This window comes from Cellulomonas sp., assembly GCF_017744555.1.
Lineage (GTDB): Bacteria > Actinomycetota > Actinomycetes > Actinomycetales > Cellulomonadaceae > Cellulomonas.
This window is the reverse complement of the sequence record NZ_JAGIBD010000039.1, coordinates 16,373-28,893: the sequence shown is the minus strand read 5'-3', so window position 1 is coordinate 28,893 and position 12,521 is coordinate 16,373. Positions and strand designations below refer to the sequence as shown.

Genomic DNA, 12,521 nt, shown 5'->3' with positions numbered 1-12,521 from the left:
GCACTACATGCACGACAAGTACGCCTACGAGCGCATCGAGATGGCCCTGCACGACAGCCAGATCCTGCGCACGCTCGCGTGCGGCATCGCCGGCCTGTCCGTCGTGACGGACTCGCTGTCGGCGATCCGGTACGCCACGGTCCACCCGGTGCGCGACGCGTCGGGTCTGGTCGTCGACTACACGGTCGAGGGCGACTACCCGACGTACGGCAACGACGACGACCGGGTCGACGACATCGCCGTCGAGCTCGTCCACACGTTCATGGAGAAGATCCGCCAGTTCCCGACCTACCGCGGGGCGGTGCACACGCAGTCGGTGCTGACGATCACGTCGAACGTCGTCTACGGCAAGGCCACGGGCAACACCCCCGACGGCCGGCGCGCCGGCGAGCCGTTCGCGCCGGGTGCCAACCCGATGAACGGCCGGGACTCGCACGGCATGCTCGCGTCCGCGCTCTCGGTCGCCAAGCTGCCGTTCGACGAGGCGCAGGACGGCATCTCGCTGACGAACACGGTGACCCCGCCGGGCCTCGGCCGGACGCGGCAGGAGCAGGTCGACAACCTCGTCGGTCTGCTCGACGCGCAGATGGTGTCCGAGGGGTACCACATGAACGTGAACGTGCTGAACGAGACCACGCTGCTCGACGCCATGGAGCACCCGGAGAACTACCCGCAGCTCACCATCCGGGTGTCCGGGTACGCGGTGAACTTCGTGCGGCTCACCCGCGAGCAGCAGCTCGACGTGCTGTCGCGCACGTTCCACGCGTCCGTCTGACCGGATGCGCCTGTGACCAGCAACGAGACGACCGGCCCGCAGGTCGTGCCGCTGGGCCACCCGCTCGTCGGCGGCTCCGCCGAGCGCCCGGTCGGCCACGGCACCGCCGGGCTCGACGACGTCGAGTACGACCACGGCGGCCGGCTCGCCGCCGTGCGCGCGGGCGAGCTCGGGTCGGTGCACTCCTGGGAGCTCGTCACCGCGGTCGACGGCCCCGGCACGCGCCTGACCGTGTTCCTCGCCGGCTGCCTGCTGCGCTGCGTCTACTGCCACAACCCCGACACGCTCGAGATCCGGCGCGGCACGAGCGTGACGTCGAAAGAGCTGCTCAAGCGCGTCAAGCGGTACCGGGCGGTCATGCAGGCCACGGGCGGCGGGCTGACGCTGTCGGGCGGCGAGCCGATGATGCAAGCCGCGTACGTCCGCACGCTGCTGCGCGGCGCCAAGGCGATGGGCGTGCACACCGCCGTCGACACGTCCGGGTTCCTCGGCGCGCAGTGCACCGACGAGATGCTCGACGACATCGACCTCGTGCTGCTCGACGTGAAGTCCGGCCTGCCCGACACGTACCGGCGGGTCACCGGTCAGGAGCTCGCGCCGACGCTCGCGTTCGGCCGTCGTCTGGCCGCCCGCGGCACCGAGGAGGTGTGGATCCGGTTCGTGCTGGTGCCGGGCTGGACCGACGCGGTCGACAACGTCGAGGCGGTAGCGGCGTACGTCGCGTCCTTGGGGTCGGTCGTCACGCGGGTCGAGGTGCTGCCGTTCCACCAGATGGGCCGCGACAAGTGGGCCGAGCTCGGGATGGCCTACCAGCTCGACGACGTCCGGGAGCCGAGCGTCGAGCTCCTCGACCGGGTCCGCCGGCAGTTCCGGGCGCACGGCCTCACGACGTACTGAAGGGACGGGCCGACGCGGGTCAGCCGACGAACTCCCAGTGCCACGGCTCGAACCGCTCGGACTTCGCCCAGTCCGGGTTGACCCACCCGAACTCGGCGGCGTGCGCGTCCATCCACGTGTGCTGCGCGGAGGCCGCGTCGTCGATGCCGCCCGTGAGGTCGACCGCGAGCCCCCAGCCGTGGTTCGACGTGCCCGGTGCGGCGGCCAGCGTGGGCCGCTGCTCCTTCGTCGAGAACTGGGCGGCGAGCGACCGGTAGGAGTCCCCGACCGCGATGTTGCGACCGAACTTCGCGCGGAACGCGGCGTTGAGGCGGTCGAGCGCCCGGGCCGCGTCCTCGCGCAGCAGGACCTTCGAGTCGAACGCCGGGCTGCGCAGCGCGCTCGCGGGGATGCGCCCGTTGACGTTGCCGCCCCAGGCGCCCCGGTCGACGCCGTTGCGCGCCGCCGCGGCGCTCGACGCCACCCGTGCCCGTTCGACCGACGCGGCCTGAGCCACCGCGGTCGCCGCACCGTCGGCGGACACCGCGGCCTGCGCGGCCCCGATCACGTCGGTCGTCGCGGCGGCCTGCTGGACCCGGGCGACCAGGTCGCCGACGGCGGTCGCGTTCCGGTCCCCGGGCACGACCGCGAGGTCGCCCGCCACCCGGTCCGCTGCGGTGCTCGCGTGCGCCTGCGCCGCGGCGAGCACCTGCTGCTCCATCCCGCCCACGACGGCGCGGGCTGTGACGTCGTCCTGCGCGGCGAGCGCGACCCGCACGCGGGCGAGCGCCTCGTCGAGCCCGGCCAGGTCGGGAGGGAGCGCCGCGGGGAGCTGGGGGTCGGCGAGCTCGTCGACCGTGCCGGTCGTGAGCGTCGACGCGGCGAGCACGACCTTCTGCGCCCGGCCGGCGGTGTCGAACATCGAGACCCGGTGCGCGGCGAGGATCTGCGCGGACTGCTGCCGCCGCGTGGCGTCCGCCAGGAGGTCGAGGGTGCGCGCGTCGTCGGACGCGATCGCGGCCTGCTCGACGACGACCGCGTGCCGGTGGGCCTGCGCCGCGACGGCCTGCTGGTGGGTGGCCACCTGGTGGCCGCTGAACAGGCCGCCGGCCGTCGCCCAGAACACCACCGACGTGACGACCACCCGGCGGGACGGGTTCGGGACCGCGCGGAGGAGGGCGCTGACGCCTGCCGTCGTGTCGCCGCCGGGCGCTCCCGCGTGGCGTCCCGCCGCTCGGGCGACGGAGGGCGCGCGAAGCCGGCGTGGCGCGGCGTGGCTGCCGCGGCTCGCGGGTCGCATCGGGGTCGCTCCAGGTGGGTGGGCGCAAGGGGTCCACCTTCCCCATCGGCCGAGTCATGCCCCAGGTGAAGCACTGTGACCCGATCGGCCGAGCCGCCGACCTCGTCCGGCGCGCCGTCCGGCGGCAGTCGAGCGCGTCGTCCGTCAGGCGAGAGGCGCCGAGGTCGTCACAGCGCGGACGTGACGGCGATCGTCAGTGGCCAGTCGATGCCGGGGACGCCGGTCGACCACGGGGGCCGCTCGTACCGGACCACGCCGGGGTTCGCGGTGTCGACGAGGTAGCCGGTCCACTGCCGCCCGTCCCAGTACCGCAGCTGGTCGGGCAGCTGTGGGTCGGGGTACCAGCCGGCCTGGGCGGAGGTCACCTGCTCACGGTACTCGCGGCGGCGGCCTCGTCACCGGCTGTCACCGCACCTACCTCAGACGAGGGCGGCCGCAGCGGCGACCGAGGTCGGGGTCACCTCGCCGGCCAGCCGGCCCGCGCGTTCGCGGACGACGAGCCGCTGCGCCATGAGCGACAGCGCCAGGCACACCAGCAGGCTCCCGCCCGCGAGACCCGCGGCCGCCGGGTCGACCCAGGTGACGAGCGCGTCGACACCCACGTGCACGGCGATCGCCGCGAGCCACAGCGCGACCGTGAGGGCGTTTCCGCGGCGCAGCACCCGGCCGGACCCGTCCCGCCACACCGGCTGGAGCTGACCGCGCAGCGCCCCGAACGCGGCCGACACCGCGACCCCGGCGACGACGAGCGCGACCGCGACGGGCGACACCGCCGTGCCGTCGATACCCTGCGCGGCCGTCCAGACGCCGATCCCGGCGAGGACCAGCAGCCCGCGCGGGCTGCGCTCGGTTGCGACCTCCCGCACCTGCACCTGGCGCCACAGCACCCAGGCGAGGACGGCGAGACCGAGGACGGCGTTGGCGGCGGACATCGTGGAGGTCGTCATGTCAACGATCGTGCTGGTCAGCGCGCTGCGGCGAACCTGCGATCCGCCATCGTCCCGGGCTGACATCTGTCATACGGCGAACGTGGGCCCTTTCCGGGCCCCAGGTGGTTACCGTGCGGGGAGGTCGTGCCGCACGAGTCGACGGTCGGAGTGGTGAGCAATGCAACGGATCGCGGTTCGCCGGAAGGTCACGCGCATCAGCGGCGACCTCGATGCCCGTCGGACGGAGGACGTGCTCGCGGCGGAGGAGCCGCTGGAGATCCGGATCGGCGGGCGGTCGCTCGTCGTGACCATGCGGACGCCCGGCAACGACGTCGAGCTGGCCGCGGGGTTCCTCGTCTCGGAGGGCGTCGTCTCCGAGGCGGAGCACGTCGCCGGCGCGCGGTACTGCGGGGGCGCGGTCGACGGTGAGCCGAACACGTACAACGTGCTGAGCGTGTCGCTCGGTGCGGGCGTGCCCGAGCCGGCGCCGAGCCTGGAGCGCTCCTTCTACACGACGTCGGCGTGCGGTCTGTGCGGCAAGACGAGCGTCGACGAGGTACGGACGCGCTCGCGGTGGACGGTCGCGGACGACGGGGTGCGCGTGCCGTCGGCGCTGCTCGCGACGCTGCCCGACCGGCTGCGCGCGGGCCAGAAGGTGTTCGACTCGACGGGCGGGCTGCATGCGGCCGGGCTGTTCGACGCCGCGACCGGCGAGCTGCTGGTGCTGCGGGAGGACGTCGGGCGGCACAACGCGGTCGACAAGGTCGTCGGCTGGGCGCTGCTGAACGGGCGGCTGCCGCTGCGCGGCACGGTGCTGCTGGTGTCGGGGCGCACGTCGTTCGAGCTCGCGCAGAAGGCGCTCATGGCGGGCATCCCGATGCTCGCGTCGGTCTCGGCGCCGTCGTCGCTGGCCGTCGACCTCGCCGAGGAGTCCGGGCTGACGCTCGTCGGGTTCCTGCGAGGGCCGTCGATGGTCGTCTACGCACGGCCCGAGCGCGTGCTCGTGGAGGTGGGCGTCTGATGGTCCGCAAGCCACCCGTCGAGGACCCGTCGTACGACGGGCTCACGGTCCACCACGTCGACCCGGCGGCCGCGGGGCTGCCCGGGGTCGCGAACGCGATGTCGTACGCGCTGCGCGACCTCGGCCCGGTCCGCACGCTGACGCTGCTGAGCAGGCTCAACCAGAAGGACGGCTTCGACTGCATGAGCTGCGCGTGGCCGGACCCCGACCACCGCTCACCGGCGGAGTTCTGCGAGAACGGTGCCCGCGCGGTCGCCTGGGAGGCCAACCCGCTCACGGTCCCGACGACGTTCTGGGCCGAGCACTCGCTCACCGACCTGGAGGACAAGTCGGAGTTCTGGCTGGGCCGGCAGGGCAGGCTCGTCGAACCCTTGCACAAGGCGGCGGGGAGCGACCACTACGTGCCGGTGTCCTGGTCCGAGGCGTTCGGCATCGTCGCGGACCGGCTGCGCGGCCTCGACTCGCCGGACCAGGCCGCGTTCTACACGAGCGGTCGCGCCTCGAACGAGGCGGCGTTCGTCTACCAGCTGTTCGTCCGGGCGTTCGGCACGAACAACCTGCCGGACTGCTCGAACATGTGCCACGAGTCGACGGGCGCCGCGCTGGGGTCGACCCTCGGCATCGGCAAGTCGACGGTGTCGTACGACGACTTCGCGCAGGCCGACCTCATCGTCGTCATGGGCCAGAACCCGGGCACCAACCATCCGCGCATGCTCACGGCGCTGGAGGCCGCCAAGCGCCGTGGCGCGACGCTCGTCGCGGTCAACCCGCTGCCCGAGGTCGCGCTCAAGCGCTACAAGAACCCGCAGACGGTCCGCGGGATCGCCGGTCGCGGCACCGAGATGGCCGACCAGTTCCTGCAGATCCGCAGCGGCGGCGACATGGCCATGCTGCAGTGGATCTCGAAGCGCGTGCTCGAGGCCGAGGACCGCGCGCCCGGCGCGGTGCTCGACCACGACTTCCTCGCCTCGCACACGCTCGGGCTCGACGACTTCCGGGCTCATCTCGACGGTCTCGGCGAGCAGGAGGTCGCCCTCGCAACCGGGCTCTCGATCGACGCGATCGACGAGCTGGCCGAGCGTTACCTCGCCGCGGACCGCGTGATCATCACGTGGGCGATGGGCCTGACGCAGCACCACAAGGGCGTCGACACCATCAAGGAGATCGTGAACCTCCTGCTGCTGCGCGGGAACATCGGCAAGCCGGGAGCCGGTGCGTCGCCGATCCGCGGGCACAGCAACGTGCAGGGCGACCGCACGATGGGCATCTGGGAGCGGATGCCCGACGCGTTCCTCGACGCGCTCGCCATGGAGTTCTCGTTCGACCCGCCGCGCCACCACGGCGTCGACGCGGTGCGCTGCATCGAGGCGATGGCGCGCGACGACATCAAGGTCTGGTTCGCGCTCGGCGGCAACCTCGTCGGGGCCATCTCCGACACGCGTGCCGCCGAAGCCGCGATGCGCGGGACCGACCTCACGGTGCAGGTGTCGACGAAGCTCAACCGGTCGCACGTCGTCACCGGCGCCGAGGCGCTCATCCTGCCGACGCTCGGCCGCACCGATGTCGACCTGCAGGAGACCGGCCCACAGTTCGTCACCGTCGAGGACTCCGTGTGCGCGGTCCACGCGACCCACGGCGCCCTGCCGCCCGCATCGCCCGACCTGCTCTCCGAGGTGTCGATCGTCACGCGCCTCGCGCGCGCCGTCCTCGGCGACGACGGGCCGATCGACTGGGCCGGGTTCGAGCGCGACTACGACACGATCCGCGACTCCATCTCGCGCGTCGTGCCCGGCTTCGACGACTTCAACGCGCGTGCCCGTCGCCCCGGCGGCTTCGTCCTGCCGAACGGCCCCCGCGACTCCCGGACGTTCCCGACCGCGACCGGCAAGGCGATGATCACCGTCAACGAGCTGGTCCACGTCGAGTGCCCGCCTGGCCGGCTGATCCTGCAGACGGTCCGCTCGCACGACCAGTTCAACACCACGATGTACGGGCTCAACGACCGGTACCGCGGCATCCGCGGCGGGCGGGACGTCGTGTTCGTCAACCCCGACGACCTCACCGACCTCGGGCTCGCCGACGGGGACCGCGTCGACATCGTCAGCGAGTGGAAGGACGAGCCCGACCGGGTGCTGCCGCACTACCGCGTCGTCGCGTTCCCCACCGCCCGCGGGTGCGCCGCGACGTACTTCCCGGAGGCGAACGTGCTGGTCCCGCTCGCGAGCACGGCCCTCGGCAGCAACACCCCGGTGTCGAAGGCGATCGTGGTCCGGCTGGAGCGTGCGAGCGCCCGTACCGTGCCGTCGTCCGGGCGAGCATGAGATCCGTGCCGGAAGGCAGCACGTTCCTGGTGCCGTGGCGGGACGTCGACCGGCAGGACATGCCCCCGGGGTTCTTGGTGGTGGCGCGCCGCGCGCCGCGCACGGCCGCCGTCGCCGTCTACCTCTTCGACCACGCACCCGACGGTGCCGGCACCGGACGTCCGTACCCCCTTCCCGATCCCGCGGACGCCGTGGCACGGGCCAGGATGTCGGGGTTGCGGATGATCGAGGGGTCGTGGCCGACCTTGGGCGTCCACCCGGACTTCCGGCGGGACGACTGGACCTTCGACGAGGTGGCCTGGAGACCGTACGGCGGCCGTCAGTGGGTTGCGATCCGCCTTGACGACCGGAACGTCCTCGACGAGGTGGGTCGGCGTGAGATCGACGACGACGAGGCGCTCATGCTCCCCAGCGGGGACCTCGAGGGTGACACCTGGCCGGCGCTCGTCCTCAAGGAGCGGGAGGAGGCACGTGTCCGGCGTGAGCTGGACGCGCCGTGGTCCGATCGTCGGTAGGCGGTCGTGCATCTGACCGCCCTCGCGATGGTCCGTTCGGCCCTGCCCGCTCGACGTCAGACCGGCACGAGCAGCCCGGAGTCGAGGGCGACTGCGGTGTCCAGCGTCACGTAGCCCTTCTCCTCGAAGAGCACGACGACGCGGTCGGCCTCCACGGCGCTGACCACGCCGACGCCCCACTCGCTGTGCCGGACCGACTGCCCGCCGGCCAACGGGACGTCCCCCACGTCGACGCTCGTCCCCGCCTCGCAGCTGTCGCACGCACCGCACCGGTCGGGGTGCGACTCGCCGAGCAGCTCGAGCAGCATGCGGCGTCGGCAGTCCGTCGAGTCGGCGTACGTCTGCACGAGGTCGGCGCGCGACCGGTCCAGGGTCTGCAGCCGGTCGCGACGTTCGTGCAGCGCAGCCGTCGCCGCACGCTCGTCGACCCCGGTCGAGCGGTAGCCATGGGCGTCCGAGCACAACGCCCCGACGTCGACCAGCGCGTTGAGCGCTCGCGAGACGGTCCGCGCGGCGAGGCCGGTCGCGGACGCGACGTCGTGCCGCGACACGGGCTCGCCGCCGACGGCTCCGAGGATCTTGCGAATGGTGGCCCGGCTCGGCCCGGGCGCCGTGCCGAGGAAGCGGTTGAGCGCGACGTCGCCCTGGTACGCGACGGCGAGCGCCCGGGCGGGCTCCTCGTCGCGTCCCGCGCGACCGACCTCCTGGTAGTACGAGGCGAGCGACGGCGGCAGCCCGGCGTGGTAGACGTCCGCGGTCCGACCCGCCTCGGACAGCGCCGCGGCGAGGGTCTCGACGTGCGTGCGCGTCCGTCCGTAGACGAGCGTGGGCCCGGGCTCGTCGAGCGCGGTGCGCAGCACGAGGCTGTCGCGGTCCGACGCCGTGGCCGCGTGCCGGACACCGAGCCAGATGTTCGGACGGTCCGCGTCGCGGACCAGGACACGGGCGCCGGTCATCCCGAGACGGTCGACGATCTCGCTGCGGACCCGCGGGGACGCCGTCGCGGTGAGGGCGAGCAGGCGGGGCCGTCCGAGCCGGGGCAGCACCGAGGCGACCGCCGCGTAGTCGGGCCGGAAGTCGTGACCCCACTCTCACGCAGTGCGCCTCGTCGACCACCACGAGCCCCACGTCGGCGGCGGCGAGCGCGTCGAGGACCTCGGGTCGGACGAGCTGCTCGGGGGCGAGGAGCAGGACGTCGACCCGCCTGTCCCGCGCGGCGGCCAGCGCCTCGCGCTGCTGACGGGTCGACCGCGCCGAGCTGACCGAGGAAGAGCGCAGGCCCGACGCCCGCAGCGCGTCGACCTGGTCGCGCTGCAGCGCGAGGAGCGGTGACACCACGACCGTGAGCCGGCCGGACATGAGCGTCGCGATCGCGTAGACGGCGGTCTTGCCCGCACCGCTGCGGGCCACGAGCAGGGTGTCCGCCTCGGCCAGGTGCGCCAGTGCGTCCTCCTGGACGTCCCGCAGGCGGGTCCCGGCGCCGAGGACGGCGTCGACGGCCTCGTCGAGCGTCGCACGCACGCGTCGCCCCGAGCCGTCCGTCACGGTCGCCGCCAGTCGTCGGACGTGAGGTGCGAGCCCGCCATCGGGCCCATCGTCAGCATCCCGCCGTCGACCGCCCACGACGCCCCCGTGACGTAGCCCCCCTCGGGTCGGCAGAGCAGCCGGACCACCGCCGCGACCTCCCTCGCGTCGCCGGGGCGGCGCAACGGGATGCCGGGCCGGTCGTGCGCGCCGTCGGCCGGGTCCTCGTCCTCTTGGCCCGTCATCGGTGTCGCGATCTCGCCGGGGGCGACGGCGTTGACGGTGATGCCGTGCTCGGCGAGCTCGAGCGCGGCGACCTTGACCAGCATGCCGAGGCCACCCTTCGCCGCGCAGTACGGTGCCGCCCCGACCCGCGGGGCGTGCTCGTGCACGCTCGTCACGGCCACGATGCGGCCGCCCCAGCCCTGCTCGACGAGGTGGTGCGCGCTGCGTTGCAGGCACAGGAACGCGCCGTCCAGGTCGACCGCGACCACGTCGCGCCACTGCTGCCAGGTGAGGTCGAGCAGCGGCGTCGAGGTGCCGGTGCCGGCGTTGAGCACGACGGCGTCCAGCCCACCCATCGCGGCGACCGCGTCGTCGACCACGGCGGGCGCCGACGTCGGGGTGGTGAGGTCGAGGTGCAGCACGTGAGCCGTGGCGCCGTGCGACGCGATCTCCTCCGCGGTCCGCCGCGCACCGCCTTCGTCGGCGTGCCACGTGATCGCCACGTGCTCGGCCTCCGCCGCGAGCGCGACGGCGCACGCCTTGCCGATGCCCGAGTCGGCGCCCGTGACGAGCACGCGCCGCGGGCCGGCGGCGGCCGTCGGGTCGGGGACGGCGACGGTCGGCGTGCTGGTCGGGTCGTGTGACATCGCGTGCGCTCCTCGTTCGCGTGCAGGACGGACGCCGGGCCTGGGCCGCCGTGCCAGGACACCGTGCACCGGTGCGACGGTCGGCGCATTCGCAGCGGCGCCGGCGCTGGGCCGCCCGGTGGGGGATGCGGGAGCTCTCGTGGCCCCGGTTGCGGGTCCGCGACATCGCGCGCACGCTCGGGGGTCTCGTGGCCCGACGCGGCCACGACGGCGGGCGAGCAGTGGCCGCCCGGGACGGTGCGCCTTGCGAGACCGGCCCCTGTCCTGCGTGGCCCTGAGGAGGTCCTGCCCGTGCGCGCGATGGTCTACCGCGGTCCGTACAAGGTCCGTGTCGAGGAGAAGGACGTCCCGCGGATCGAGCACCCGAACGACGCGATCGTCCGGGTCGCGCTGGGCGCGATCTGCGGCTCCGACCTGCACCTCTACCACGGCATGATGCCCGACACCCGCGTCGGCATGACGTTCGGGCACGAGTTCGTCGGGGTCGTCGAGGAGGTCGGGCCGTCGGTCCGGAACCTGCAGCGCGGCGACCGCGTGATGGTGCCGTTCAACATCTACTGCGGCTCGTGCTTCTTCTGCGCGCGGGGCCTCTACGCCAACTGCCACAACGTCAACCCGAACGCGACGGCGGTCGGCGGCATCTACGGCTACTCGCACACGTGCGGCGGGTACGACGGGGCCCAGGCCGAGTTCGTGCGGGTGCCGTTCGCGGACGTCGGGCCGTCCGTCATCCCCGAGTGGATGGACGACGAGGACGCCGTGCTCCTCACCGACGCGCTGGCCACCGGCTACTTCGGGGCGCAGCTCGCGGACATCGTCGAGGGCGACGTGGTCGTCGTCTTCGGCGCCGGACCGGTCGGCCTGTTCGCCGCGCGCTCCGCGTGGCTCATGGGCGCCGGTCGTGTCATCGTCGTCGACCATCTCGAGTACCGGCTGGAGAAGGCGCGGACGTTCGCCTACGCCGAGACCATCAACTTCGTCGAGCACGACGACGTCGTCGTGACGCTCAAGCGAGCCACCGAGCACCTCGGGGCGGATCGCGTGATCGACGCGGTCGGCGCCGAGGCCGACGGCAACCTCCTGCAGCACGTCACGTCGGCCAAGCTCAAGCTCCAGGGCGGCTCGCCGGTGGCGCTGAACTGGGCGATCGACTCCGTGCGCAAGGGCGGCACCGTGTCCGTCATGGGCGCGTACGGGCCGATGTTCAGTGCGGTGAAGTTCGGCGACGCCATGAACAAGGGCCTCACCCTGCGGATGAACCAGGCGCCCGTGAAGCGGCAGTGGCCGCGACTGTTCGAGCACGTCCGCAACGGCTACCTCAAGCCGAGCGACGTCGTCACGCACCGCATCCCGCTCGAGCACATCGCCGAGGGGTACCACCTGTTCTCCGCGAAGCTCGACGGCTGCATCAAGCCGCTCGTCGTCCCGAGCGCGGCCTGAGGAGGGAATCACCATGCCGTACGGACCCGACAAGCCGCCGCTGCCCGAGTCGAGCGAGCAGCTCCGCGCCCGCATACCCGGCTGGGGTGCCGACCTCGACCCTCAGGACCGCCCCGCGGTGCCGCGCGAGCGGTTCGACCCCGAGGCGAGCGGCGCCCACTGGGACGTCCCCGAGCAGCAGCCCGAGCGATGGCCGCGCGAGCGTTCGATCGAGCACGCCCGGCTCACGCCCGTCTTCGGGACGTCCACCCCGTTGAAGGGGCTGTCCGGGGTCGTCCGGCGGTACGCGTACGCGCGCTACAGCGAGGGTCGAGCCGCGCACTGGCTCCTGCTGCTGGCCGGCGACCGGATCGACGCCGTCGAGAGCTACCTGGCGTCGTTCGTCAGCCTCCGTCCCGACAACCCGGTGACGGAGACAGGGGTGCTGGCGGAGCCCGGCGCCCATCCGGTCGGGTCCAGGTACGGCCAGAAGCGCACGGACACGGTGCACCTGCCGCTGGACCCGGTGATTGTCGCCGGACCGTGGGTGCTCGCCGCAGCCGCCGCCGTGGTCGTGCTGCGGGTCGGGTTGCGCCGCAGGCGGCGCGTGTGACGGACGCCGGCACGAGGACGGACGCCGGCACGGAGTCGGGGGAGGGCTGAGACGTGCGGCCCCGCGTCCGGGTGGCTGCGGTCGCCGCGTCGGGGCGGTGGACGGACCCCGACGGTGTCCGCATGCCCGCCGGTGAGGTGCACGCCTGGGAGCGCGGCACCAACCAGACGGTGTGCGGCGTCCCGCTCAGCCGCGCCGGTCTCGAGCGGTTCTCGCACGTGGACTGGGCGGACGTGCAGCCCGCGACCGGCCGGCACGCCGACGAGGTCGCGTGGGTGTGCCCCCGGTGCTCCGCGGGCACGGGCGCGCGGCGGGACGAGCGGCGATGGACCAGGAGGGACCCGCGCCCGTGACCG

General features: G+C 73.3%; 13 protein-coding genes and 1 pseudogene. 8 read left to right on the top strand and 6 right to left on the bottom strand.

Annotation, left to right across the window (positions count from 1 at the left end; genetic code table 11):
- On the top strand, positions 1-775 hold a 775-nt coding region (locus J7523_RS17940), incomplete at its 5' end, for a pyruvate formate lyase family protein (RefSeq protein WP_291889774.1).
- A 12-nt stretch (positions 776-787) separates the two neighbouring features.
- The gene (gene pflA, locus J7523_RS17935; RefSeq protein WP_291889772.1) at positions 788-1,672 is read left to right on the top strand and encodes a pyruvate formate-lyase-activating protein; all 885 of its coding nucleotides are present in this window, start codon (positions 788-790) and stop codon (positions 1,670-1,672) included.
- Positions 1,673-1,691: 19 nt separating this feature from the next.
- On the opposite strand, the gene J7523_RS17930 is transcribed toward pflA, so the two are convergent.
- The 3 genes from J7523_RS17930 to J7523_RS17920 form a co-directional block, all read right to left on the bottom strand.
- Positions 1,692-2,795, bottom strand: coding sequence for a M15 family metallopeptidase (locus tag J7523_RS17930; RefSeq protein WP_291889769.1), 1,104 nt, complete (start codon positions 2,793-2,795; stop codon positions 1,692-1,694).
- A gap of 323 nt (positions 2,796-3,118) precedes the next feature.
- Positions 3,119-3,316 carry a DUF2510 domain-containing protein gene (locus J7523_RS17925; protein ID WP_291889767.1) on the bottom strand — a complete coding sequence of 66 codons (198 nt, stop codon included), beginning with the start codon at positions 3,314-3,316 and terminating at the stop codon, positions 3,119-3,121.
- A gap of 54 nt (positions 3,317-3,370) precedes the next feature.
- Positions 3,371-3,898 (bottom strand): hypothetical protein, encoded by a 528-nt coding sequence (locus tag J7523_RS17920; RefSeq protein ID WP_291889765.1) that lies wholly within the window; start codon positions 3,896-3,898, stop codon positions 3,371-3,373.
- Positions 3,899-4,058: 160 nt separating this feature from the next.
- On the opposite strand from J7523_RS17920, the gene fdhD reads away from it, so the two are divergent.
- Genes fdhD through J7523_RS17905 form a run of 3 tightly spaced genes read left to right on the top strand, consistent with a single transcriptional unit; the run spans position 4,059 to position 7,737 of the window.
- A complete protein-coding gene (gene fdhD, locus J7523_RS17915) occupies positions 4,059-4,901 on the top strand; it encodes a formate dehydrogenase accessory sulfurtransferase FdhD (protein ID WP_291889763.1) in 843 nt (280 codons plus the stop codon).
- Positions 4,901-7,222, top strand: a complete 2,322-nt coding sequence (locus tag J7523_RS17910) for an FdhF/YdeP family oxidoreductase (RefSeq protein ID WP_291889761.1) — start codon at positions 4,901-4,903, stop codon at positions 7,220-7,222. Before fdhD ends, J7523_RS17910 begins: the two co-directional genes overlap by 1 nt.
- Positions 7,223-7,227: 5 nt before the next feature.
- Positions 7,228-7,737, top strand: a complete 510-nt coding sequence (locus J7523_RS17905) for a hypothetical protein (RefSeq protein WP_291889760.1) — start codon at positions 7,228-7,230, stop codon at positions 7,735-7,737.
- 56 nt (positions 7,738-7,793) lie between these two features.
- Here the strand turns inward: J7523_RS17905 and J7523_RS17900 are convergent, their stop codons facing one another.
- The 3 genes and pseudogenes from J7523_RS17900 to J7523_RS17890 all read right to left on the bottom strand — a co-directional run bounded on the left by J7523_RS17900 (position 7,794) and on the right by J7523_RS17890 (position 10,133).
- A complete protein-coding gene (locus J7523_RS17900) occupies positions 7,794-8,693 on the bottom strand; it encodes a DUF3553 domain-containing protein (protein WP_291889758.1) in 900 nt (299 codons plus the stop codon).
- Between the two features lie 190 nt (positions 8,694-8,883).
- Positions 8,884-9,147 (bottom strand): annotated as a pseudogene (locus tag J7523_RS17895) (DEAD/DEAH box helicase); the annotation flags it as partial.
- Between the two features lie 131 nt (positions 9,148-9,278).
- Positions 9,279-10,133 (bottom strand): SDR family oxidoreductase, encoded by an 855-nt coding sequence (locus J7523_RS17890; protein ID WP_291889755.1) that lies wholly within the window; start codon positions 10,131-10,133, stop codon positions 9,279-9,281.
- Between the two features lie 291 nt (positions 10,134-10,424).
- Here J7523_RS17890 and J7523_RS17885 point away from each other — a divergent pair, with 291 nt between their 5' ends.
- From J7523_RS17885 to J7523_RS17875, 3 genes are all read left to right on the top strand, one after another.
- Positions 10,425-11,573 (top strand): zinc-dependent alcohol dehydrogenase, encoded by a 1,149-nt coding sequence (locus J7523_RS17885; RefSeq protein WP_291889753.1) that lies wholly within the window; start codon positions 10,425-10,427, stop codon positions 11,571-11,573.
- Between the two features lie 13 nt (positions 11,574-11,586).
- Entirely contained in the window at positions 11,587-12,165 is a 579-nt protein-coding gene (locus J7523_RS17880) for a hypothetical protein (RefSeq protein ID WP_291889751.1), read from the top strand.
- Positions 12,166-12,287: 122 nt separating this feature from the next.
- The gene (locus J7523_RS17875; protein ID WP_291889750.1) at positions 12,288-12,518 is read left to right on the top strand and encodes a hypothetical protein; all 231 of its coding nucleotides are present in this window, start codon (positions 12,288-12,290) and stop codon (positions 12,516-12,518) included.
- The last annotated feature ends 3 nt before the right edge of the window (positions 12,519-12,521 follow it).

Coding starts and splice junctions, on each gene's coding strand:
- J7523_RS17920 (WP_291889765.1), bottom strand. CDS start 3,898: ATGACGACCTCCACGATGTCCGCCGCCAACGCCGTCCTCGGTCTCGCC.
- fdhD (WP_291889763.1), top strand. CDS start 4,059: ATGCAACGGATCGCGGTTCGCCGGAAGGTCACGCGCATCAGCGGCGAC.
- J7523_RS17910 (WP_291889761.1), top strand. CDS start 4,901: ATGGTCCGCAAGCCACCCGTCGAGGACCCGTCGTACGACGGGCTCACG.
- J7523_RS17900 (WP_291889758.1), bottom strand. CDS start 8,693: ATGACCGGCGCCCGTGTCCTGGTCCGCGACGCGGACCGTCCGAACATC.
- J7523_RS17890 (WP_291889755.1), bottom strand. CDS start 10,133: ATGTCACACGACCCGACCAGCACGCCGACCGTCGCCGTCCCCGACCCG.
- J7523_RS17880 (WP_291889751.1), top strand. CDS start 11,587: ATGCCGTACGGACCCGACAAGCCGCCGCTGCCCGAGTCGAGCGAGCAG.
- J7523_RS17875 (WP_291889750.1), top strand. CDS start 12,288: ATGCCCGCCGGTGAGGTGCACGCCTGGGAGCGCGGCACCAACCAGACG.